Genomic DNA, 22,452 nt, shown 5'->3' with positions numbered 1-22,452 from the left:
TAAGAGGCCAGATTATGAGCACAACAGATGATTCTTACCTCGTCGCCAAAGACAAAACGGCTGAAATACCGTTGCGTGAAAAATGGTGGCACATACTGGACAATTACAAAGTAGGGATTATTCCGTTACCGTTCTTCGTTCTGGCCGGCGTACTTATTTTACTGGATTGCCTGGAAGGGAAATTACCCAGCGATATCGTGGTGATGGTCGCTACATTGGCCTTCTTCGGTTTTGCCTGCGGCGAGTTTGGCAAACGCCTGCCGCTGATCGGCAAAATGGGGGCCGCAGCCATTTGCGCCACCTTTATTCCTTCCGCGCTGGTGCATTACGGCCTGCTGCCGGACGTGGTGGTGGAGTCGACCACCAAGTTCTACAAGTCGACCAATATTCTGTATCTCTATATCTGCTGCATTATCGTCGGCAGCATTATGAGTATGAACCGTCAGGTGTTGATCCAGGGCTTCCTGCGCATCTTCGCACCGATGCTGTGCGGCGAGATTGCCGGCATGCTGGTGGGCATGGCGGTCGGCATGGCACTGGGGCTGGAGCCATTCCAAATCTTCTTCTTCCTGATCTTGCCGATCATGGCCGGGGGCGTCGGTGAGGGCGCGATCCCACTGTCGATGGGCTACGCGGCAATCCTGCATATGGAGCAGGGGGTGGCGTTAGGGCGTATTTTGCCGATCGTGATGCTCGGCAGTCTGACCGCCATTGTGCTTGCCGGCTTGCTCAACCAACTCGGTAAACGCTACCCGCACCTGACCGGTGAAGGCAGCCTGATGCCGAGCAAGCAGGGCGACAGCGAAATGAGCGCGGTGGATAAAATCAGCGGCAAGGTGGATGTCAGCACTATTGCCAGTGGCGCGCTGTTGGCCATCCTGCTGTACATGGTGGGAATGCTGATGCACCGCTTGATTGGCCTGCCGGCACCGGTTGGCATGCTGTTCGCGGCGGTGGCGGTGAAGCTGGCGCACGGTGTGTCTCCACGCATTCAGGAAGGTTCGCAGGTGGTGTATAAGTTCTTCCGCACGGCGGTGACCTACCCAATCCTGTTTGCCGTTGGCGTAGCGATCACGCCATGGCAGGAACTGGTTAACGCTTTCACTATTCAAAACCTGGTAGTGATCGTCAGCACCGTTTGCACGCTGGTGGCGACCGGCTTCTTTGTCGGCAAGAAAATTGGTATGCACCCGATTGATGTGGCGATTGTCTCCTGCTGCCAGAGCGGACAAGGCGGTACCGGTGACGTTGCTATCCTGACCGCCGGTAACCGTATGTCATTGATGCCGTTTGCCCAAATCGCCACCCGCATCGGCGGCGCGATTAACGTCTCACTCTCTTTGTTAGTGCTGGCCAAATTCTTCGTATAACAAAAAAACCTTAGTTTTCTTTGCCTTTCCCCGCCCCCGCGGGGATTTTTTTTATTCATTTTCTTCTCCTGCAGGCGTCATTTCCGCTTTGGGTTAATACTTAGCGCTTAAATGACAATCGGGAGTCACTATGTTCTGGAAACCTTACCTGCTGGGGGCGGCGCTGGCCGTCATGTCACTGCAAACCCTGGCCGCCGCGCCACAGGTGAAAACTCCCGCGCCGGGTTTTTATCGCCTTATGCTTGGCAGCTATGAAATCACCGTATTGTCCGATGGGGTGCTCCGTTTGCCGGTGGATAAACTGCTGCTGAACAGCACGCCAAAACAGATCGAAACCGCGCTGGCCGAGCACCATCAGAGCCTGCCGGTAGTGACCTCGTTCAATTCGTACCTGATCAATACCGGCAGTAAGTTGATTCTGATCGATACCGGGGCCGGTTCGCTGCTGGGCAAGGATCTGGGTAAATTGACCGCTAATCTGAAGGCGGCCGGCTATCAGCCGCAACAGGTGGATGAAATCTATCTGACGCACATGCACCCGGATCATCTCGGCGGTCTGATGCAAAACGGCCAGGCGGTATTCCCAAATGCGCTGGTGCGTGCCGGTCAGCAAGAGGCCGATTTTTGGCTGAGCGAGAGCCGCTTGAAACAGGCGAAGGCGGAAGATAAAGCGTCATTTGAGAATGCGATAGCGGCGATCAAACCGTATCAGGCCGTCGGGCACTTCAAACCTTTCAACAGTGACGGCGAGTTGTCGCCGGGCATCAGCGCTTTTGCAGCCCATGGTCATACGCCGGGCCACAGCATTTATCAGGTGGAAAGTCAGGGTAAGAAACTGCTGTTAATTGGCGATCTGATCCACGTGGCAGCGGTACAGTTTGCCGATCCGAATGTCGCGATCAGCTTCGACAGTGATGCCAAAGCAGCGGTGACCCAGCGACTGCGGGTCTTCGGTGATAGCGCCCGACAAAAGGAGCTGGTGGGCGGGGCGCATCTGTCATTCCCCGGGTTGGGCTATCTGAATAAGCAGGGCGAAGGATACGACTGGGTACCTTTGGACTACGGTGCACTGTAAGCCGCTGGCCGCCCTGACGGGCGGCTTGTTACCCGTTGCGTGCGGTAAAAACCTTGCTGAACCAGTCGATAAATACCCGCACCCGGGGTGAAAGTTGTCGGCTGCGCGGATACAGCAGCGAGACCGGCATCGGTGTGGAAGGGTATTGCGGCAACAGCGGCAGCAGGCTGCCATTGGCCAAATCGTCGCGCAGGTGATAGCGCGGCACCTGAATAATCCCCAGTCCCATGCGCGCCGCGGCCACCAGGCTTTCCGCCGCGCTGACCGACACCGTGCAGGGCAGCATCACCTGCTGCGGCTGACCTGCGACGTTAAATTCCAAAGGCATAATGGTGCCGCTGGCCGAGGAGCGAAAACCCACCATGCGGTGCCCTGCAAGCTCACCGATGTTAAGTGGTGTCCCGAAGCGTTGCAGGTAGTCGGGGGCCGCGCAGGTCACTTCCTCCAGTTCACCCAGCCGACGCGCTACCATATCGCTGTCTTTCAGCTTGCCGACCCGCACCACGCAGTCGATACCTTCGCGCACCGGGTCCACCAGCCGATCGCCTTCGCTCATGAACAATTCGATATCCGGATAGTGCGCCAGAAAATCAGGCAGCCCCGGCAGCAGAAAGTGACGCGCCAGGGTGCCGTGCACATCGATACGCAACAGTCCGCGCGGCCTGGCACCGGCAAATGCCATCTCGGCATCTTCGATATCCGCCAGAATAGTCAGGCAGCGCTGATAATAGGCCTCGCCATCCAGCGTCGGGCTGACGTGGCGGGTGGTACGCTGCAGCAGCCGTACCTGCAACCGGGCCTCCAGCTGTTTGATGGCATCGGTCACCGTCGAGCGCGGCAGGCCCAGATCCTGTGCGGCCTGGGTAAAGCTACGCTGTTCTACCACGCGGGTGAACAGACGCATGGCGTCAATTCTGTCCATGGTGATTGTTCGCTTAATTCGGATAGTGATAACGAAGGTTAGGGGATTATTCGCCATTGCGAAAGGTGCATGATGATCCCACGCCAGCAAGCCTGCCGGCGCATCGTCGACGAGGAGAGATCAGATGAACACCACTAGCCAACAAGTTGCCATCGTCACCGGCGCATCACGCGGCATCGGTGCCGCCATCGCCGAACGCCTGGCTGCCGACGGTTTTACTGTGATCGTCAACTATGCAGGTAACCAGGCATTGGCCGATCAACTGGTGCGCAAAATTGAGCAGAATGGTGGCCGGGCGCTGAGCGCCAAAGCGGACGTCAGCGATACCGCTGCGGTGGCCCAACTGTTTGACCGTGCCGAACAGGCTTTCGGCGGCGTGGATATTTTGGTGAACAACGCCGGGGTGATTGCATTGGCCCCGGTGGCAGAAATGAGCGATGCCGATGTCGATCGGTTGATCGACATCAACCTGAAGGGCACCTTCAATACTCTGCGTGAAGCGGCGAAACGCCTGCGTGACAATGGCCGTATCATCAACTTTTCTTCCAGTGTGGTCGGGCTGTTGCAGCCGAGCTACGGCATGTACGCCGCCAGCAAGGCCGCCGTCGAGGCGCTGACCAGCGTGCTGGCGAAAGAGCTGCGCGGGCGTAATATCACCGTGAATGCCATCGCACCTGGGCCCACCGCTACCGGGTTGTTCCTGGATGGTAAAACGCCTGAGCTAATCGAGCGACTGGCGAAAATGGCACCGTTGGAGCGTTTGGGCCAGCCGCAGGATATCGCCGCAGCAGTGTCATTCCTGGCCGGTGCCGACGGCGCCTGGATTAATGGCCAAACCCTGCGTGCCAACGGTGGCATCATCTGATGCTGGCGGGCGGTTTTTTCGCGGCAGGATCGGGTATCCTGTGGCGAGAAATCCACCTCGAGGAAGCATTTAATGGTAGAGCGCAGCAGAAGAAGGAAAAGGGGCAGTCAGATTGACGATAGCGTCCGTTCACCCTGCAATAATGTTTGCCAGATCGACGCCGAAAAATTGTGGTGCCGTGGCTGTTGGCGCACGCTGGATGAAATCGCTGCCTGGTCGAGCGCCGATGACCAGGAAAAGCGGGCCATCTGGCAACGCATCCGGCAGCGTTCCGGGAATATCTAAACAGTAGGGGCGCTGCATGCTGCGCCCCTACTGTCCTCAGAAATCCCAGTCGTCATCCTCGGTATTGACCGCTTTGCCGATTACGTAAGACGAGCCGGAACCGGAGAAGAAGTCGTGGTTTTCGTCGGCGTTCGGCGACAGCGCCGACAGAATCGCCGGGTTGACCTCCGCCATCGACGGTGGGAACAACGCTTCGTAACCCAGGTTCATCAGCGCCTTGTTGGCGTTATAATGCAGGAAGGTTTTCACGTCCTCGCTCCAGCCCACCCCGTCGTACAGCTCTTCGGTGTACCGCACCTCGTTGTCATACAGATCCTGCAGCAGATCGAAGGCGAAGTTTTTCACCTGTTGCCGACGGGCAGCGTCGACCTTCTCTAACCCTTTCTGGAACTTATAGCCAATGTAATAGCCGTGTACCGCTTCATCGCGGATGATCAGCCGGATCAGATCGGCGGTGTTGGTCAGTTTGGCGCGGCTCGACCAGTACATCGGCAGGTAAAAGCCCGAATAGAACAGGAACGACTCGAGGAACACGCTGGCGACTTTCTTCATCAGCGGATCGTCACTGCGGTAGTGGGCCAGAATGATATGGGCCTTTTTCTGCAACGCGCGGTTTTCCTCGCTCCAACGGTAGGCGTCGTCGACGTCCGGCGTCTGGCACAGCGTGGAGAAAATTGAACTGTAAGAGCGGGCGTGCACCGCCTCCATAAAGCATATGTTGGAGTACACCGCCTCTTCGTGCGGCGTAATGGCGTCGGCGATCAGCGCCGGGGCACCGACGGTATTCTGAATGGTGTCCAGCAGCGTCAGGCCGGTGAACACCCGGATGGTCAACTGCTGTTCTTTCGGTGTCAGCGTGGCCCACGACGGAATATCGTTCGACAGCGGTACCTTTTCCGGCAGCCAGAAGTTAGAGGTCAGGCGGTTCCACACCTCCAGATCTTTATCGTCTTCGATGGTATTCCAGTTGATTGCGCGCACCAGCTGCGCCGGTTTAATGCTATTCATAAGTTGCCTCACAGTGCGCAGGACACGCAGCCCTGCACCTCGGTGCCTTCCAGCGCCATCTGGCGCAGACGGATGTAATAGATGGTTTTGATGCCTTTACGCCAGGCGTAAATCTGCGCGCGGTTGATGTCGCGCGTGCTGGCGGTATCGCGGAAGAACAACGTCAGCGACAGCCCCTGATCGACGTGCTGACTGGCGGCGGCGTAGGTATCAATGATCTTTTCCGGCCCGATGTCATAGGCATCCTGGTAGTACTCCAGGTTGTCGTTGGTCATATAGGGCGCCGGATAATACACGCGACCAATCTTGCCCTCTTTGCGGATCTCGATGCGTGACACAATCGGATGGATGCTGGAGGTCGAGTTATTGATGTAGGAGATGGAGCCGGTCGGCGGCACCGCCTGCAGGTTCTGGTTGTACAACCCGTGCATCATCACCGACTGGCGCAGCGCCAGCCATTCCTCGCGGCCCGGAATAGCGATATTGGCGTCGGCGAACAGCGCGCGCACTCGCTCGGTCTGTGGCAGCCATTCCCTTTCGGTGTATTTGCTGAAGTACAAGCCGGACGCGTAGGTGGAATCCTCGAAGCCGGCGAATGCGCTGCCGCGCTCGATAGCCAGCTGGTTAGAGGCGCGAATGGCGTGGTAAGCGACGGTATAGAAATAGAAATTGGTGAAGTCGATGCCTTCCTCAGAGCCATAGAAGATGCGTTCGCGCGCCAGGTAGCCATGCAGGTTCATCTGGCCCAGGCCGATAGCGTGCGAGCTGCGGTTGCCTTCGGCGATTGAGGGTACCGAGCGGATGTCGCTCATGTCCGCCACCGCAGTCAGCGCGCGGATCGCGGTGGCGACCGCTTTGCCGAAGTCCGGTGCATCCATGGTTTTGGCGATGTTTAGCGAGCCGAGGTTGCAGGAAATATCCTTGCCGACCTGGTCATAGCTCAGGTCATCGTGATAAGTGCTGGCGCGGTTAACCTGTAAAATCTCCGAACACAGGTTGCTCATATTGATACGTCCGGCGATCGGGTTCTCGCGGTTGACGGTATCTTCAAACATCATGTACGGGTAGCCGGATTCAAACTGGATCTCCGCCAGCACCTGGAAGAACTCGCGTGCATTGATGCGCGACTTGCGGATGCGTTTGTCATCCACCATTTCGCGATATTTCTCGCTGACGCTGATTTCCGAAAACGGTACGCCATACACCTGCTCGACGTCATACGGCGAGAACAGATACATCTCTTCGTTATTTTTCGCCAGCTCGAAGGTGATATCCGGGATCACCACCCCCAGCGACAGGGTTTTGATGCGGATCTTCTCGTCGGCGTTTTCGCGCTTGGTGTCGAGGAAACGCAGAATATCCGGGTGGTGAGCATTGAGGTACACCGCACCGGCGCCCTGACGCGCACCCAGTTGGTTGGCGTAAGAGAAGGCATCTTCGAGCATTTTCATGATCGGAATGACGCCGGAGGATTGGTTCTCAATACGTTTGATCGGCGCGCCGACTTCGCGGATGTTGGTCAGCAAAAATGCTACGCCACCGCCACGTTTTGACAGTTGCAGCGCGGAGTTCACCGCCCGACCGATCGACTCCATATTGTCTTCAATGCGCAGCAGGAAGCAGGACACCAGTTCGCCGCGCTGCTGTTTGCCGCAGTTGAGGAAGGTGGGCGTCGCCGGCTGGAAGCGGCCGGAAATCATTTCTTCCACCAGAGCTTGCGCCAGTGCGGTATCGCCAGCGGCCAGCGTCATGGCGACCATGCACACCCGATCCTCGTAGCGTTCCAGATAGCGTTTGCCGTCAAAGGTTTTCAGCGTGTAGCTGGTGTAGTACTTAAAGGCGCCGAGAAACGTCTCGAAGCGGAATTTTTTCGCGTAGGCCTGCTGGAACAACTGCTTGATAAAAGCGAAGTCGTACTGCGCCAGCACGCTCTGCTCGTAATAACCTTCTTCCACCAGATAGCGCAGCTTCTCTTCCAGGTTGTGGAAGAACACGGTGTTCTGATTGACGTGCTGCAGGAAGTATTGTCGTGCCGCCAGTCGATCCTTATCAAACTGGATACGGCCTTCGGCATCATAAAGATTGAGCATCGCGTTGAGCGAATGGTAATCCAGCGCGCTGGTAGCGGGCCTGGTCAGTTCTGTCGTTGCCAAAATGCGGTTACTCCCTGTCGAACGTTTGCAACGTCTTGTGTGGTGCCGAGCAGCTCAAAACGGTAAAGAAAAGGCACCTGACATTTTTTGGCGATGATATCGCCGGCAATGCCGTACGCTGCGCCGAAATTGGTATTCCCGGCGGCGATAACGCCGCGCAGGAAAGCGCGATTCTGCGGATCGTTGAGAAAGCGGATCACCTGGATCGGCACGGCTCCCACGGCGCTGCCGCCGCCATAGCTGGGCACGATCAAAATATAGGGGCTTTCCATCAGCAGTTTGCTGCGGGCTCCGGCGATCGGTATGCGCATCGCCGGTAAGCCCAGCTTTTCAACGAACCTGTGGGTGTTCTCCGAACTGCTGGAGAAGTAGACCAGCGGGTTCATGGCCAACCTCAGGACACGACGGCGTGAGCCAGCGCGCCAATTTTGTCTGGCCGGAAGCCGGACCAGTGATCGTCTCCGGCGATAATCACCGGAACCTGTTGATAGCCGAGGGATTTAACATGGCTCAGCGCCTGTTGATCCTGGGTGAGGTCAATCACCTGATAACCAATCCCTTGTTTATCGAAGGCGCGATAGGTGGCGTTGCACTGGACACAGTCCGGTTTACTGTAAATAATAATGCTCATGATTCGCATTCACCTTATGGGCTAAAGGAAAGGCGGACAGGTCAGATAACGGAGCATTGAACGGCGTTTCTGACGGCGTTACCAACGGCTACATGTTCCCTGCGGTTGATGGATTAAATACTATATGTAGATATTTAATTTATCAACCACGCTATATATGGTGTTTTGATGGAATTTGAACGCAGGCCGCAGCGGCGCTGGAAAAGTGCTGGGGAATTTTTTTTTGCGGGGAAGTTAGTGACGAAAAAACCCTCTCGCAGCGAGAGGGGAGGTGCAGTTTGATCATTGACGCATGCTGATGGCCAGGCGATTAAAGGCATTCATGATGCTAATGGCGAAGGTCAAATCAGCAATTTCCGCGTCGCTAAAGTGCGCCTGTAACGCTTCAAACGCGCTGTCCGGTGCGCCGGTAGCGGCGATCAGGGTGACTGACTCTGCCCATTCCAGTGCCACACGCTCGCGCTCACTGAACGCATGGCTGACGCGCCAGCCTGCAAGCTGATCCAGCTTGGCGCTGCTGACGCCACTTTCGCGCAGGGCTTTGCCGTGCATATCCAGGCAGTAGGCGCAGCCGTTGATCTGCGAAACACGCATAAACATCAGTTCAATTGTCGCTTTATCCAGCGCGCCTTTCTCCAGCGCCATCAAGGCGTTCACCATATTTTTGTACGGAGCCGGTGAAAGTTCGGAATAGTTCAAACGTTGCTTAATCATGGTCAACCTCGGTTAGCGAATAGCAGAATCATGGTGCTACTTTAGCGGCGATATGGACTATGCTATAGGGCCATAAAGTGATTATTTAACCGGGCCATGATGCGTCAGTTTCTTACCTCCTTGCGGCTGGACAGCCGGCTTGCCGACCCCTTGTACCGGCAGATTTATTTGCGGATCAAAGACGCCATAGCGCAGGGAACCCTGCCGGCGGGCAGCCGCTTGCCTTCGGTTCGTGGATTGGCGAGCGATCTGGGCGTGGCACGTGCCACGGTAGAAAGTGCCTACGCGCAGCTGGTTGCCGAAGGTTTTCTGCAAAGCCGGGGGCAGGCGGGGACCTTTGTTTCGCCGCAGTTGCAGAACCTGCCGGTGCGTGCGGCGCTGGCAGTGGAACCTTTGCCGACGGTCACGGCAAATCCGCTGCATCCGAACGGGGCGACGCCGCCGTTTCAACTGGGGCTACCCGCGCTGGATGCGTTTCCGCGTGCGCAATGGCAGCGAATTGTCGGTCGCCAGTTACGCACTGCCCCGTTGGCCTCTATGGCACATCCGTCAACTCAGGGCTTGCCCGAATTGCGTGCGGCAATCGCCAATTATTTGCAGCTTTCGCGCGGCATCAGTTGCCGCCCGGAACAGGTGTTTATCTGCGCCGGTTATCAGGCACTGCTGGATCTGGTGATCGGCACTTTGCTTCAGCCGGGGGAAGCGGTATGGCTGGAGGATCCGGGCTATCCGGTCACGCTGCCGCTGTTTCGCGCCGCCGGTATGCGGCCAGTGGCGGTGCCGGTCGATGAGCAGGGCATGAACATTGCCGCCGGTTTGGCCAGCGCTCCCCAGGCACGGATGGCGGTGCTGACGCCGACCCATCAGAGTCCGCTGGGGGTCACACTCAGTCTGGCAAGGCGTATGGCGCTGCTGGAGTGGGCGCAGCAGCAGCAGGCGTGGATCCTTGAAGACGACTATGACAGCGAGGTGCGTTATCACGGTCGGCCGCTGCCGCCGTTGAAAAGTCTCGATCGTCAGGGGCGAGTACTGTACGCCGGTACCTTCAGCAAAACGCTGTTCCCGGCCTTGCGCATGGCTTATCTGGTGGTGCCTGCCGGGCAGGTAGAGGCCTTTGGTCACAGCAGTCGGCTGCGTGGCTGCGGTTGTCCACCGTTGCTGCAGGCCAGCGTGGCGGATTTTATTCATCAGGGGCATTTTTATCGCCATTTGAAGCGGATGCGGCCCATTTACCGCCAACGGCGCGCATGGCTGGCGCAGGCACTGGAACAGCAGTTGGGAGAGCATTTGACGGTCGCGTCACAGGCCGGTGGCATTCAGTTATTGGCCCGGCTGAAGGGGGAGGGGCAGGATCGGCTTTTGGCGGAACTGGCCTGGCAGTGCGGCTTGTCGATACAGGCGCTATCCGACTGGTGCATTGCGGATCCGGCGGGTTCGGGCCTGTTAATGGGCTTTGCCAACTTTACCCAGCAGGCGGAGACGGAGCGAGCGGTAGCCCGGTTGGCCGGATTAATCAAAGGCACAAATTAAACGGCCCGCGGTTTCCCGCGGGCCAGACGCACATCTGTTTTATCTTTATGACTGCAAGGGGTGTTAACGCCGGGCCAGCAGCACGCCGAGGACGATGCCAACTGCGGCCCCGATCCCTACGCCCTGCCAAGGTTTGTCGCGCACGTAGCTGTCGGCTTGTTCGACGGCATCGCGAGCGTGCTGTGTCAGACTGCTGGAACCATTAAAGCGTGCCCGGGCATCGCGTAATACGCCTTTTGCCTTGCTGTGCAGCTCTTTCAGTTCCTCTTTGGTCTTGTCACCGGATTCGCGTAGCACCTCATCCAGCGTATCCGCCAGCAGGGTGACGTCTTGATCGATGTCGCGTTCTACTTTTTCTGATCTCTTAAACATTCGATTCTCCGTTTCGACACATGTCTTTTAAGTGTAGACCATTTTTTAAAACGTGTTGGCGATCACGGAAAAAACGCCATGTTCGTCGGTCATACGGCCGCTGTACATTTGGTTACTCGGCGAAACCAATCACTCACGGAAGCGGCTCAGCGATTCCTCTAGTATCTGCTTCAACGGCCCAACGGGGCTTACTGAAAAAACACTCTGAGGAATTAAAGATGAAAAAAGTATTAGCCCTGATCGTTGCTGCTACCATGGGTCTGTCTTCTGTTGCTTTCGCTGCTGATGCTGTCGCTCCGGCGGCGGCTGCTCCGGCTGCAACCACTAGCGCTGCACCAGCCGCTGCTGCTGCTGAGAAGGCACCTGCTAAAGCCACTCATCATAAGAAGACGCACCACAAGGCAACCAAGAAAGCGCCAGCACAGAAAGCTCAGGCCGCTAAAAAGCACCACAAAGCGACCAAGAAAGCCCCAGCTCAGAAAGCTCAGGCTGCTAAAACTCACCACAAAGTGAGCAAAAAAGCCCCAGCCCAGAAAGCTCAGGCTGCTAAAACTCACCACAAAGTAAGCAAAAAAGCGCCAGTGCAGAAAGCTCAGGCCGCTAAAAAACACCACAAAGCTACCAAAAAAGCAGCAGCTCCAGCCGCTAAATAAGTGAAGTCTGCGGGTACCTCCGCATCCAGACGCTATGTAAACACCCGGTTTTGCCGGGTGTTTTCTTTTGAGGGCCAGCCCATGATGATCAATCGCTATCTGTTCGAAGTGATTTTCAGCGCCGTTACCCTGTGTGGGCTGATTGTTGCCTGGGAGCTGTTTCTGGCCGACGGTTTTCTCTGATTACTGTGCCAGCGTGGTTTCATGCAGGTGCCGCCAGCCCAGCCCGGTTTGGGTCTGCTCAAACACCACGGTGGAGTTGCGTAGCGTTGCCGCTTGTCCAGGCTGCATTTGCTTTTCGCGATAGCTAACCACCGCCCCCGTTGGCCACTCGGCCACTAACGTCATCTCTTCTATAGTGATTTCCAGCCCTGGTTTAGCGGCGCGATGTGCATGGAAAAAGGCGCTCAATGCGGCGAAATCCAGTCGGCTGCCGTTTAGCGCGATCATGCTGAAGGCCGGATCAAAACGCGCCAGCAGCGCTGTTTCCTCCCCCATTCCTTTTTCCAGCCAGTTTTCAATGGCGACGTGAGCGTCGATCACTTCGGTAAAATATCGGTTCATGGAGCTTCCTGTTGAGTGTTGAGACGGTGCACGATGGCACGGTTAGCGATACGCAGGCACAGCAACAGCGGCACCAGCGTGCTGGCGGCGGCCAGGTAAAAACAGATTTTGTAGGCGGCAGCGGGCGAAAAATGCTCAAGCAGCAGATTTAACAGCAGGCTGAGCAGGGCGACACCCAGGCAAAAGCTGAGCTGGCGATTGATATTCCACAGTGCACTGGCATCCGCCAATTGTTCATCGGCAATCTGCAGGAAAGCGCTGCTTTGTGCGGTGCTGCTGCACAGGCTACCGCCAAAGCCCATCAGGGCGAAGGCCGTCAACTGCAATCCGTAGTCCCCGGCGTGAGCAATCTGCGACAGCGTCAGAATACCCAGCCCCTGCAGCAGACAACCGAGGATAAACAGCGGCCGCGGGCCAAGGCGATTGAATTTCTTGCCGGTCAGGGTGATGGCCAGAAACGAGGCCAGCGACCAGGGCAGCATCAGGCTGCCAACCTGTGCGGCGCGCATGCCCAATTGGTTTTGCAAATACAGCATGGCCACCAGACTGACGCCGATAAACAGGCCGGGAATACACTGATAAATCATCATCGAGGTGCGCAGCAGCGGATCTTGCATCAGCCGCAGGTTCAGCAGCGGTTGGGCGATGCGCAGGCTGCGCCGCAGGTAATAAGCCAACGTCAGCGCCCCGGCGGCCAACAGCAAAGCGCCCTGCAGCAGGCCATCGGCATCACCCAGCCGGGTCAGGCCCAGCAGGATCAGCGTCAGAGCGGTGCAGGCGCTGAGCAATCCGTTGACGTCGAGCGGCTTGCGTTGTAGCTCGGCTGCCTGAGGGCGCAACCACAGCGCGGCCAGCAACAGTGCCAGAGCTGCCAGTGGCAGGTTGGCGAAGAACACCCAGCGCCAGTCAAGGCTGTCAACAATCAGCCCGCCCAGCGCCGGTGACAGCGCGGGTGCCAGCAGGCCAACCAGCATAATGGCGGCGGAAAGCCCGGCGCGTTCGTGGCTGCGATACAGTTGATAGGTTAGCGTTTGACCGATCGGGATCAGCAAACCGCCCCCCATACCTTGTAGCACTCGCCAACCAATCAACTCGCCAATTGAGCCGGCATAGCCCGCCGCGGTTGTTGCCAGCATAAACAGTGTCAGCGACAGCAAAAACACCCGCCGTCCACCGATGCGCTGCGCCAGCCAGGCGCTGAGCGGGATCACCAGCGTCAGGCCGAGAATATAACCGTTGCTGACCCAGGCCAGTTCACCGACCGAAGCCTGCAACGCATGACCGATCGACGGATAAGCGACGTTAGCGATAAACATGTTGATCAGATCGACAAAAAATCCGAGCAGATAGACGATTGCGACTTTGATGCGATAGGGCATGGGGCCTCCGGTTGAAGGCCAGCAGTGTAGCGGGCGAGAAACTGCGGATAAATCGGCTGCGAACGATTACACTGTCAAAATAATTTTGACAATAAGGCGTGACACTGTGCTTAACCTGCAGCGTTTGGCGATCTTTGTGGCGGTGGTAGATGCCGGCAGCTTCACTGCTGCGGCGGTGGCGTTGGGGCAAACCAAGGCGGTGGTCAGTTTCAATGTCAAACAGCTGGAAAGCGAGTTGGGGGTGTCGTTGCTGGTGCGCACTACCCGGCGGTTGGCGCTGACCGATGCCGGTGAACGCTTCTATCAGCGCTGTCTGCGGCTGTTGCAGGATGCGGAAAACGTGCTGGATGACGTGCGCCGCGATCACCACGGTCTGAGCGGCGTATTGCGTATCACCACTACGCCGGAATACGGTGCACAGGTGGTGGTACCGGCGCTGGCGGCATTTTCCCGGTTGCATCCGCGCTTGCGTATTCAGCATGTTTCTTCTTCTTATCATGCCGATTTAATTTCGGAACGCTTCGATGTGGCGATCCGGCTGGGGCAACTGGCGGACTCCAGCCACCATGCGGCGCGGCTCGACAGTTTTGCCATCCTGCCGGTCGCCTCGCCGGAGTATCTGACCCGCCATCCGGTTGGCTCGCTGGCGCAACTGGCGCAGGCGCAGTGGATCGCCCACAGCCGCCTCAGTTCACCGTTGAGCTGGCAGGTGATTACCCCGGAACGGCAGGCGGTGCTGTTCAAGGTTGAAGATGCCGCCACGCTAATGGGCGACAGTGCCTCCGCGCTGCTGGCGTTTGCCCTGCACGGTGCCGGGGTGGCATTACTGCCCGAATGGCTGGTGCGGCCCGCCATTGCCGAAGGCAAACTGTGCCCGCTGCTGGCAGACCATCAATTTCCGGCCCAAAGCATTTATGCGCTGTACCCCAATACCCGCCATGTGCCGGAGAAGGTGCGGGCGTTTATTGATTTCCTGCGGGCGCGGATAGCCACGGGTGAATAAACGCCATTATGGCCGTCAATGTCTTCTGGTGTACCCATTCACGCCGCGTATTGGAGGACGCGCATAACACCTCTGCATCTTTCTCCTCCGCAGCCAGAATTTGGCGTCCATTCGGCTGACAAAGCGGAATAAAATCAAAATGGTTACCGTTCGACAGCCGTAGTGCATCAATCGGTTGCTGTCCTGCGTCTTTGGCCAGTGTGGCACCGCCAAGACTGGGTATTTGGCTGTCTGGTTCGAAATGTTGAGGTTCGATAACCAATAAAGGGGCGCTGAGCCGATGCAGGCTGTCAGGCAGCAGATAAGGCACCATGCCGGGATCGAGGGCGACGGCAAAGCGGATGCGCGGGTCGGTATAATCGGCATCAAATTGTCGGGCGGAGAGCGCGCCTAAATCAACCTTGGCCCGGGTATAAAACTGGCAGTTGGGTGACTGTGGGGCTTGTTGGCAGCCGCGGATGAAATCGGCCAACCGGACTCGCCCGCCGATGGCGGCAATGGCACTGTAACCACCCTTGGAGTGGCCGATAACGCCAATCACCTGGCGATTGACGATTTTACTCCACTGAGGATCGGCGGTGATGGCGCTGATCAGGCCGGAAACATCCTCGGTCTGTAACCACAGTTTGGCGGAGAGCGCCGGAACCGAGTTGCCGGTGGTGCTGCCTGGGTGATTGGCTGCCACGACAATCATTCCCTGCCGGACTAACGCCGCCGCCAGCCAGGCCTGACTGCTGTTATTGCCGCCGCTGCCGTGGCTGATCACGATCAGCGGAAAGTGTCCGTTCGCCACCGGCGCATCTGGCCGGCTGCTGATGCCAGTAAAGACCTTATTCGCACCGGTGAGCCGTTGCCCATTCGTCTCGGTCGTGGGGTAGTAAATTCGGCTGTTCAACGAACGTGAACCGGCCTGAAAGACTTGATCGCGGGTGGCAACCTGATAGGGGGTGGCACTGGCAATACCGCACAGCAGTATCCACAACAACAACGCTCTGTTCATTTTCACTCCTCAAATGTTGACCTCGAGAGGGTGGCATGAGGGGCATTATCCGGCGACCTCGATCGCGATCCGGGTCGTTAAAGGTTTGTTTTAACAGTACACTGCCGTTTCTGTGTGAACACAACAAGATGCCGACGATGCCGCTTATCCCCCTCACTTTTTTGTTTGGTCTGCTGTGCCTGGGGCTGCTGTATCGCCTGGGGCGACCACGGCCGCAGCGCTGGGTCTTCCAGTTATTGCTGTTGCTGTGCGCCTGGCAAAGCCTGCTGGTGGGGATCCGCTATGGTTATGGCGTGGCGCAGTTTAATGGACTGCAACCCTTCGGTGCAGTGGCGATCCCTACGTTGACGTATCTGGCCTTTCTGGTCAGCACCCAGGGCAGGCTGCGGCGACGTGAACTCGGGCACCTGATGCCGCTATGCCTGACGCTGCTGGCGAGCGTGTTCGCGCCTTTTTGGCTGGATGTGCTGATCGCGGGCGCTTATCTGGGTTATGGCGCGGCGCTGCTGTATGCACTACGGCGCGGTGAGAACGCTTTGCAGCAGGTGGCGCTGGCGGAAAGCTGGCTCAGCTATCGACTGTGGCGGGGGCTGGGCATCTTGCTGATGGCCGTGGCGGTGGCTGAACTGGTGATTACGCTCGATTTTTCACTGTTCGATGGGCGTCATGCCGGTAGGTTGGCGACCCTGGTTAACCTGCTGGTGGCGGTAAGCCTGTGTCTGGTGTTGTCCCGCAGCCGTCCCTCAAACAGCCCGGTAGAGCCGTTGCCGGAGCCGATGCAGGAGGTTGCCGAAGATGAAGAGCAACTGGCCGAATGGTTTGACCGGGTGCAGCAGCGGCTGCGGCAGGACGACCTTTATCTGGAGCCTGAACTGAATCTGGCCCGCCTGGCGCGCAAGGTCGGTTTGCCGACACGGCGGGTTTCACAGGCGATCAACCGCCATACGGGCATGAATGTGTCGCAATATGTGAATCAACTGCGCATCCGCCAGGCGGCCCAGTGGCTGTTGGACGGTGAGGAGCCGGTAACCGATATCATGCAAAAGGCCGGATTCACCACTAAATCCAACTTTAACCGTGAGTTTCTGCGCATTCAGGGCATTAGCCCGAGCGAGTGGCGTAAGCAGCAAAAGTTGAGTTAAATAATAATTGGTTATAACTCGCAGATTTATGATCGACCCCCGACCGGGTATGCTGAGTGCTGTTGCCTACCCGGTTTAATGCGAGCCACCTTCGATGACCGCCGTCAGTTCTAAAGAAAACAACTTTCAGCTTAACCAACGGATCCTGTCCGTGGTGATGTTTACCTTTGTCTGTTACCTGACCATAGGTTTGCCGTTGGCGGTATTACCGGGGTTTGTGCATAACGAGTTGGGGTATAACTCGGTACTGGCCGGTTTAATCATCAGCGCCCAGTATTTCGCCACCTTATTCAGTCGGCCACATGCCGGGCGCTATGCCGATCAGCTCGGGCCAAAAAAGGTAGTACTGTTCGGGCTGGCCTGTTGCGGGGTGAGCGGTCTGTTTTACGCCATGGCTTTTTGGTTTGTCGGTATACCGCTGCTGAGCCTGATTTTGCTGTGCGTTGGCCGGGTATTTCTTGGCGTCGGCGAAAGCTTTGCCAGCACCGGTTCCACATTGTGGGGCATTGGTCTGGTGGGACCGCTGCATACCGCCCGGGTGATTTCGTGGAACGGGGTGGCGACTTACGGTGCCATGGCGGCCGGAGCGCCGCTCGGCGTTTACCTTAACCAGCAATGGGGGCTGGCCGGGGTGGCGGCGCTGATCGTGTTGGCCGTCGCGATTTCGCTGTGGCTGGCCAGTGCCAAGCCCAATGTTTCGATCACTGCCGGCAAACGCCTCGCCTTTAGCGCGGTATTCGGCCGCATCTGGACCTATGGCCTTGGACTGGCGATGGGCACCGTGGGCTTTGGCGTGATCGCCACATTTATCACCCTCTACTATGCTGATAAGGGCTGGAGCGGGGCGGCATTCTCACTGACGCTGTTCAGCGTTGCCTTTGTCGGTATCCGCTTGATCTTCAGCCAGACCATTAATCGTCACGGCGGCTTAAAGGTCACGCTGGTGTCGTTCCTGATCGAGATTGTTGGATTGCTGCTGATATGGCAGGCCAGCGATCCGTTGATGGTGCAGGCGGGCGCGCTGTTGGCCGGTGCCGGTTTCTCTTTGGTGTTCCCGGCACTGGGCGTGGAGGCGGTTAAACAGGTGCCGCAGCAAAGTCAGGGCACCGCGCTGGGCACCTACTCGGCGTTTCTCGATCTGGCGTTGGGGATCACCGGGCCGCTGGCCGGGCTGCTGATGAGCCACATGGGCGTGCCGTCGATCTATCTGGCGGCAGCGCTGATGGTGTTTCTGGGCGTGCTGTTGACGCTGCGGTTACTTGTGCAAAACCGGCAAAACCCATAATTAAGGATTATTCCTAAACCCACATCCATACCGAAAAATTTATTGTTTCATCTCATGATTACGGTAAGGTCGCTCAGCGGTCCAGAACGAGAGGAGAAATCGATGTATTTACGGCCGGATGAAGTGGCTAGAGTGTTGGAGAATACTGGCTTTGAGCGTGATTATGTCACCGACCAGTCTTATGGTTACCGCAAGGGTGAGCACTACGTATATGTGAATCGTGAAGCGCGGATGGGCAGAACCGCGTTGGTGATCCACCCGGCGCTGAAAGAGAAAAGCGTGCATTTTGCCACGCCGACCTCGCCGGTACGCATCAGCAATCAGTATCTTGAGTTTCCCCTGGATTTAAGCAGCGATGCCCCGAGTGCGCGTTACGGCATTCCACACGGCTTCAGCTCGCGTGATGCGCTTTCGCGCTATATCTACAGCATGTTCCAGTAATGCTTCCCCCGCCTGCGGGGGACACATTCTTACCAGTTCGCAATGGCTTCCTGATTAAAACGCTCATTGTAAGCGCGGCGAAACTGCGCCAGTTCGAAGGCGTCAATATCCAGATCGGCAAAGTAAAACAGTGCGGCCTCGGTGTGTTCGGCATGCAGCTCCGGCGATAGCCCGGCGCGCAGCAGCGTTTCACGCCACAGGGCGATCTGTTGGTCATCCGCCTGCTTGATAAAGGTCAGGTAGATAAACAGCAAATAGGCCGCCTGGTGCATCTCTTCGGTGTAGCCGTTATTCAACACGCGAATAAAGGTCTGGCTGTTGCGACTGCCCATCTCCTGAATCATGGATTCAATTAGCATCGGTTTTACTTTCAGCAGGTGAGCCAGAGAGTCGATGGCTTTGCGGGTATCGGAAGTCAGAATGCGGTAGCCAATAATAAATACAACGATCAGGGCAGCGATGATGATCCAGGTCATTTATGATTTATTACACTCTCAGACGCCAGTATTTGGCAGGAGGCGCTGCGTGACAGCGCCCGGTGTCAACGCTGTTCGCCGCTGAAGTTGTCGGCTGCCCGCTGTTGATTGTGCAGGTGGTGGTTAAAGGTGGCGGCATCTTTGGCCAACGCGTCCAGATGAGCGCCCAGCATTTTGATTTGCTTCACTAACGCGTGCTGTTCCGGCACTGAACTGGCGGTGCTCAGTTTGCGCACCAGCTGTTCATTCTGCATACGCAATGCGACTTCGCGCTGTTTAGCCTCTTCCAGCAACTGCTGCAGTGCCTGATAGCTGTGCTGCCATTCACGATGCTGCTTTTCGAAGCTGGCCTGCAACTCGCTCATGGCATTTTGAAACTGGGTTTCCAGCTCGCGCATTTTCATGGGATCGATCCTTTGCGGCACTCAATAATGGTTTAGCAGTATAACGAAAACTGCACAGAACCTCACCCGTTGACGACGATTGCGGAAAATTCCCGGCTTGCAACCGGGGTGAGGCGTCTTACAATCAGGGTCATTCCCGGCATTAAAGGCCCAGTCTAGGAATGGCAGAGCGATGAGCAACCAGGACAAAGACTTTTTTGAACAGGCGATGGCGGATGTGATCCCGTTATCCAGCGCCCCCGAGACCTTGTACCTCAAGCCGCAGGAGACGGTGGATAAAAGCGCACGCCGTGAGGCCGAGGCGCTGCGGCAGGAAAACTTTCTCAGCACCGGTTTTCTTGAGCTGATCCCTTGCGAAGTCCCGCTGGAATACAAGGGCGAGGGCATTCAGCAGGGCGTTCTGGACAAGCTAAGCCATGGGCGCTATCCGCCGCAGGCCAGTCTGAACCTGCTGAAACAATCGGTAGAGGTCTGTCGACAAGCGCTGTTCCGCTTTATTGTTCAGGCGGAAAAGCAAAACTTGCGCTCGCTGTTGATTGTCCACGGCCGTGGTCGCGAAGATGAAAGCCATGCCAACATCATCCGCAGTTATCTCGCCAAATGGTTGGCGCAGTTTGAACAGGTACAGGCCTTTTGCCGCGCGTTGCCGCGTGACGGCGGGGAAGGTGCTTGCTACGTCACGCTGCGTAAATCGGCGCAGGCCAAAGCCGACAATTTCGAGCGTCACGCCAAGCGCAGTCGTTAGGGAATTGCGGAGCAGCAGCCGGCAGCGATGCTGCCGGCTGAATAAAGCTATTTATTGAAGAATTTATAATCCAGCGAATAACGCCCGGCACCGGTGACCGCCAACAGCAGCAGCCCGCCGATAATGCTGATATTTTTAAAGAAGTTTATTTCATTGCCCATCATTTCCATACCGGTCATTTTCCAGAATGGATGACCGATAAAGGCGGTGCCGAGAACATAAACGGCAAAAATAACCGCGATAGGCCGGGTAAATAACCCGAGAATAAGCGCGATGCCAAAAAAGAATTCAACCACCACGGCGATGATCGCCGCTAAATAGGGCATTGGCGTGCCGTACCCTTCCATCGCTGTCACGGTTGCGCCAAAACTGGTCAATTTCATCCAGCCAAAAATGATAAACAGGATCATCAACAATATTCGGGATAGCAGAATTACGCCGTCTTTTGAGCCTTCACCCATTTTGAACTCCTCAGCCACTGTCACAATTATGTTGTATTGCTGATTAAATAGTAGACTAATATCAGGATATCCGTGCCTGAAGAGTGGGGGCGAGATTTTGGGGGGAGGTAACCTCCCCAAAATTGGATGTGTTAAGAATTTACTGTGACGAGGAATAACTACGCGGGTTTATGGGCGGCCAGAATAAAGATCATCGGGCGTTCTTGCTCTTCGTCGAGCGCCGGATTTTCTGCGATTTGCTGTGCCGAAGGGCCCCATTCATTCAGATAGGTGACGACGAACCCCTGCTGTACCAGCAAGTTCACGTAACTGCCGAGCATACGGTGCTGCTTGATCACCCCTTCCGCCAGCCAGTTGGAAATGCGCTGGCCTTCCTGCTGATAACCATTGACCGGCCAGGATTTTTGCCCGTTTTCGTCTACCTGCCAGCCTTGGTGCTTTGGTGCGGTATAGATCGGGTGTTCGGCGGTGAAGATAAATTGCCCGCCCGGCACTAACGCCTGATAAACCGTGGCGAACAACCGTGCCAGATCTTCGATGTAGTGCAGCGTCAGCGAACTGTAGGCCAGATCAAAACAGGCCGTTGGCAGTTGAAGCTGTTCCAGATCCTGCTGGTGATATTCGATACCGGCGTCTTGCGTCAGCGTGCGGGCTTTGTTGAACATTTTCTCCGACAGATCCAGACCGAGAACCCTGGTAGCGCCCTGTTCACGCGCGCTGCGACAGAACCAGCCATAACCACAGCCCAGATCGACCACCTGCTTGCCGTGTAAGTCCGGCAGGATACTGCGGATGGTCGGCCACTCCGGCGCACCGTCCAGCCCGTCTACCGAGCGGCTGAGCTGCGCATAGCCGTCGAAGAAGGTTTGGTTGTCATAAATATTTTGCGTCATAACGACTCCTGTTTGAGTTAAACCGCTGCCGTATATTTAGGCAGCGTCGTCATGTTATCCGCACATCCCGCTGATTTCCATGTTAAATAAGGTAGGCTTGATCGGGCGGTCAGCTTGCTGTCAGGCAATGGCGTCCAGCGCTTGGGCAATCTCTTCTGTCCAGGGCAAGTCAGGGACCGCGAGATTTTCTCGCAGGTGCGCCACGGAGGAAGTCCCCGGTATCAGCAGAATATTGGGCGAACGGTGATACAGCCAGGCCAGGGCGGTTTGCAGCGGGGTGGCCCCGAGGCGCTGGGCTATATCGGATAAGGCCGAAGACTGGATCGGACTAAAACCACCGAGTGGGAAAAAGGGTACGTAGGCAGTGCCTTCACGCGCCAGGCTGTCAATCAGGGCATCATCGCTGCGATTGACCAGGTTGTAGTGATTTTGTACGCAGACAATACGACAAATATTACGTGCCTGGGCGATCTGGGTCGATGTGACATTACTCAGGCCGATATGCCGTACCAGCCCCTGATGCTGGAGTTCCGCTAATGCGGTTAAAGGGGCTTCGATAGAACCTTCTGCCGGGCCATGGGCACTGAACATAATCCTCAGGTTAACCACATCCAGCGTCTCAAGACCCAGATTGCGCAGGTTGTCATGCACTGCACTGGTCAACTCTTCGGCGGAAAATGCCGGTAACCATGAGGCATCGGTTCCCCGTCGCGCACCGATTTTGGTAACCAGAGTCAGGTCGTCCGGGTAAGGCGCCAGCGCGGCTTTAATCAGTTGGTTAGTGACGTGCGGGCCGTAGAAGTCACTGGTGTCGATATGGTTAACGCCAGAGGCTACCGCTTCGCGCAGTACCGCCAGTGCGGCATCAGTATCCTTCGGTGGCCCGAACACGCCAGGGCCGGCCAGTTGCATGGCTCCGTAGCCAAGTCGCTTGACGTTTCGATCGCCGAGGTTGAAGGTGTTGTGTTGATCGCGATTGAACATAACCAGTCTCCTAGAGGGTAAGCGGGGCTACCGCATCCATTTATAATAAGCGTTGCCGCCGACGGTGATAAGTAGCGGGGCAGTGGACGGGTTGTAC

At 56.8% G+C, this 22,452-nt stretch carries 26 protein-coding genes; 11 read left to right on the top strand and 15 right to left on the bottom strand.

Annotated features, from left to right (window positions below; translation table 11 throughout):
• Positions 1-14 precede the first annotated feature (14 nt).
• Positions 15-1,370 (top strand): 2-hydroxycarboxylate transporter family protein, encoded by a 1,356-nt coding sequence (locus BEI65_RS07215; protein WP_099062743.1) that lies wholly within the window; start codon positions 15-17, stop codon positions 1,368-1,370.
• Between the two features lie 130 nt (positions 1,371-1,500).
• Entirely contained in the window at positions 1,501-2,445 is a 945-nt protein-coding gene (locus tag BEI65_RS07210) for an MBL fold metallo-hydrolase (RefSeq protein WP_099062742.1), read from the top strand.
• 28 nt (positions 2,446-2,473) lie between these two features.
• Here BEI65_RS07210 and BEI65_RS07205 read toward each other — a convergent pair whose 3' ends face one another.
• On the bottom strand, positions 2,474-3,367 hold the full coding sequence (locus tag BEI65_RS07205; RefSeq protein WP_099062741.1) for a LysR family transcriptional regulator: 894 nt from the start codon (positions 3,365-3,367) through the stop codon (positions 2,474-2,476).
• Between the two features lie 124 nt (positions 3,368-3,491).
• Here BEI65_RS07205 and BEI65_RS07200 point away from each other — a divergent pair, with 124 nt between their 5' ends.
• Positions 3,492-4,232: an SDR family oxidoreductase gene (locus BEI65_RS07200; RefSeq protein ID WP_099062740.1), complete on the top strand. Its 741-nt coding sequence runs from the start codon at positions 3,492-3,494 to the stop codon at positions 4,230-4,232.
• 72 nt (positions 4,233-4,304) lie between these two features.
• Entirely contained in the window at positions 4,305-4,517 is a 213-nt protein-coding gene (locus BEI65_RS07195; protein WP_099062739.1) for a DUF1289 domain-containing protein, read from the top strand.
• Between the two features lie 36 nt (positions 4,518-4,553).
• Here the strand turns inward: BEI65_RS07195 and nrdF are convergent, their stop codons facing one another.
• From nrdF to BEI65_RS07170, 5 genes are all read right to left on the bottom strand, one after another.
• Positions 4,554-5,525, bottom strand: a complete 972-nt coding sequence (gene nrdF, locus BEI65_RS07190; protein WP_099062738.1) for a class 1b ribonucleoside-diphosphate reductase subunit beta — start codon at positions 5,523-5,525, stop codon at positions 4,554-4,556.
• Positions 5,526-5,533: 8 nt separating this feature from the next.
• On the bottom strand, positions 5,534-7,678 hold the full coding sequence (nrdE, locus tag BEI65_RS07185; RefSeq protein ID WP_198404412.1) for a class 1b ribonucleoside-diphosphate reductase subunit alpha: 2,145 nt from the start codon (positions 7,676-7,678) through the stop codon (positions 5,534-5,536).
• The gene (gene nrdI / locus BEI65_RS07180) at positions 7,660-8,064 is read right to left on the bottom strand and encodes a class Ib ribonucleoside-diphosphate reductase assembly flavoprotein NrdI (RefSeq protein ID WP_099062737.1); all 405 of its coding nucleotides are present in this window, start codon (positions 8,062-8,064) and stop codon (positions 7,660-7,662) included. The genes nrdE and nrdI overlap by 19 nt, the downstream gene beginning before the upstream one ends.
• Before the next feature lie 8 nt (positions 8,065-8,072).
• Positions 8,073-8,309: a glutaredoxin-like protein NrdH gene (gene nrdH, locus BEI65_RS07175; RefSeq protein ID WP_099062736.1), complete on the bottom strand. Its 237-nt coding sequence runs from the start codon at positions 8,307-8,309 to the stop codon at positions 8,073-8,075.
• Between the two features lie 282 nt (positions 8,310-8,591).
• Positions 8,592-9,023 (bottom strand): carboxymuconolactone decarboxylase family protein, encoded by a 432-nt coding sequence (locus tag BEI65_RS07170; RefSeq protein ID WP_099062735.1) that lies wholly within the window; start codon positions 9,021-9,023, stop codon positions 8,592-8,594.
• 96 nt (positions 9,024-9,119) lie between these two features.
• Between BEI65_RS07170 and BEI65_RS07165 the strand changes: the two genes are divergently transcribed.
• Entirely contained in the window at positions 9,120-10,553 is a 1,434-nt protein-coding gene (locus tag BEI65_RS07165; protein WP_099062734.1) for a PLP-dependent aminotransferase family protein, read from the top strand.
• 63 nt (positions 10,554-10,616) lie between these two features.
• On the opposite strand, the gene BEI65_RS07160 is transcribed toward BEI65_RS07165, so the two are convergent.
• Positions 10,617-10,925 (bottom strand): YqjD family protein, encoded by a 309-nt coding sequence (locus tag BEI65_RS07160; protein ID WP_099062733.1) that lies wholly within the window; start codon positions 10,923-10,925, stop codon positions 10,617-10,619.
• Positions 10,926-11,143: 218 nt separating this feature from the next.
• Here BEI65_RS07160 and asr point away from each other — a divergent pair, with 218 nt between their 5' ends.
• A complete protein-coding gene (asr, locus tag BEI65_RS07155) occupies positions 11,144-11,578 on the top strand; it encodes an acid resistance repetitive basic protein Asr (protein WP_099062732.1) in 435 nt (144 codons plus the stop codon).
• 183 nt (positions 11,579-11,761) lie between these two features.
• Here asr and BEI65_RS07150 read toward each other — a convergent pair whose 3' ends face one another.
• Together BEI65_RS07150 and BEI65_RS07145 are read right to left on the bottom strand one after the other, a co-directional pair.
• Complete coding sequence (locus BEI65_RS07150) at positions 11,762-12,142, bottom strand: DUF4440 domain-containing protein (RefSeq protein WP_099062731.1); 381 nt, start codon at positions 12,140-12,142, stop codon at positions 11,762-11,764.
• Entirely contained in the window at positions 12,139-13,521 is a 1,383-nt protein-coding gene (locus BEI65_RS07145) for an MFS transporter (RefSeq protein WP_099062730.1), read from the bottom strand. The genes BEI65_RS07150 and BEI65_RS07145 overlap by 4 nt, the downstream gene beginning before the upstream one ends.
• Before the next feature lie 106 nt (positions 13,522-13,627).
• Between BEI65_RS07145 and BEI65_RS07140 the strand changes: the two genes are divergently transcribed.
• Positions 13,628-14,524 (top strand): LysR family transcriptional regulator, encoded by an 897-nt coding sequence (locus tag BEI65_RS07140; protein WP_099062729.1) that lies wholly within the window; start codon positions 13,628-13,630, stop codon positions 14,522-14,524.
• On the opposite strand, the gene BEI65_RS07135 is transcribed toward BEI65_RS07140, so the two are convergent.
• Complete coding sequence (locus BEI65_RS07135) at positions 14,484-15,524, bottom strand: dienelactone hydrolase (RefSeq protein ID WP_099062728.1); 1,041 nt, start codon at positions 15,522-15,524, stop codon at positions 14,484-14,486. The genes BEI65_RS07140 and BEI65_RS07135 overlap by 41 nt on opposite strands.
• Positions 15,525-15,652: 128 nt before the next feature.
• On the opposite strand from BEI65_RS07135, the gene BEI65_RS07130 reads away from it, so the two are divergent.
• From BEI65_RS07130 to BEI65_RS07120, 3 genes are all read left to right on the top strand, one after another.
• The gene (locus tag BEI65_RS07130; protein WP_099062727.1) at positions 15,653-16,666 is read left to right on the top strand and encodes an AraC family transcriptional regulator; all 1,014 of its coding nucleotides are present in this window, start codon (positions 15,653-15,655) and stop codon (positions 16,664-16,666) included.
• A gap of 94 nt (positions 16,667-16,760) precedes the next feature.
• The gene (locus BEI65_RS07125; RefSeq protein ID WP_099062726.1) at positions 16,761-17,951 is read left to right on the top strand and encodes an MFS transporter; all 1,191 of its coding nucleotides are present in this window, start codon (positions 16,761-16,763) and stop codon (positions 17,949-17,951) included.
• Between the two features lie 102 nt (positions 17,952-18,053).
• Positions 18,054-18,392 (top strand): DUF2002 family protein, encoded by a 339-nt coding sequence (locus BEI65_RS07120; protein WP_012146416.1) that lies wholly within the window; start codon positions 18,054-18,056, stop codon positions 18,390-18,392.
• 29 nt (positions 18,393-18,421) lie between these two features.
• Here the strand turns inward: BEI65_RS07120 and BEI65_RS07115 are convergent, their stop codons facing one another.
• On the bottom strand, positions 18,422-18,868 hold the full coding sequence (locus BEI65_RS07115) for a DUF1198 family protein (RefSeq protein ID WP_085118398.1): 447 nt from the start codon (positions 18,866-18,868) through the stop codon (positions 18,422-18,424).
• A gap of 65 nt (positions 18,869-18,933) precedes the next feature.
• On the bottom strand, positions 18,934-19,272 hold the full coding sequence (locus tag BEI65_RS07110) for an MbeD/MobD family mobilization/exclusion protein (RefSeq protein WP_099062725.1): 339 nt from the start codon (positions 19,270-19,272) through the stop codon (positions 18,934-18,936).
• Between the two features lie 172 nt (positions 19,273-19,444).
• Here BEI65_RS07110 and smrA point away from each other — a divergent pair, with 172 nt between their 5' ends.
• Positions 19,445-20,017 carry a DNA endonuclease SmrA gene (gene smrA / locus BEI65_RS07105; RefSeq protein ID WP_099062724.1) on the top strand — a complete coding sequence of 191 codons (573 nt, stop codon included), beginning with the start codon at positions 19,445-19,447 and terminating at the stop codon, positions 20,015-20,017.
• Between the two features lie 47 nt (positions 20,018-20,064).
• On the opposite strand, the gene BEI65_RS07100 is transcribed toward smrA, so the two are convergent.
• From BEI65_RS07100 to BEI65_RS07090, 3 genes are all read right to left on the bottom strand, one after another.
• Positions 20,065-20,478, bottom strand: a complete 414-nt coding sequence (locus BEI65_RS07100) for a DoxX family protein (RefSeq protein WP_085118394.1) — start codon at positions 20,476-20,478, stop codon at positions 20,065-20,067.
• Between the two features lie 158 nt (positions 20,479-20,636).
• Complete coding sequence (locus BEI65_RS07095) at positions 20,637-21,371, bottom strand: bifunctional 2-polyprenyl-6-hydroxyphenol methylase/3-demethylubiquinol 3-O-methyltransferase UbiG (RefSeq protein ID WP_099062723.1); 735 nt, start codon at positions 21,369-21,371, stop codon at positions 20,637-20,639.
• Positions 21,372-21,491: 120 nt separating this feature from the next.
• Positions 21,492-22,355: an aldo/keto reductase family oxidoreductase gene (locus BEI65_RS07090; RefSeq protein WP_099062722.1), complete on the bottom strand. Its 864-nt coding sequence runs from the start codon at positions 22,353-22,355 to the stop codon at positions 21,492-21,494.
• Between the last annotated feature and the right edge of the window lie 97 nt (positions 22,356-22,452).

The organism is Serratia sp. BW106, from assembly GCF_002607755.1.
Taxonomy (GTDB): domain Bacteria; phylum Pseudomonadota; class Gammaproteobacteria; order Enterobacterales; family Enterobacteriaceae; genus Serratia; species Serratia proteamaculans.
Note: the sequence above shows the minus strand (reverse complement) of the source record. Positions and strands in the feature narration are given on the sequence as shown.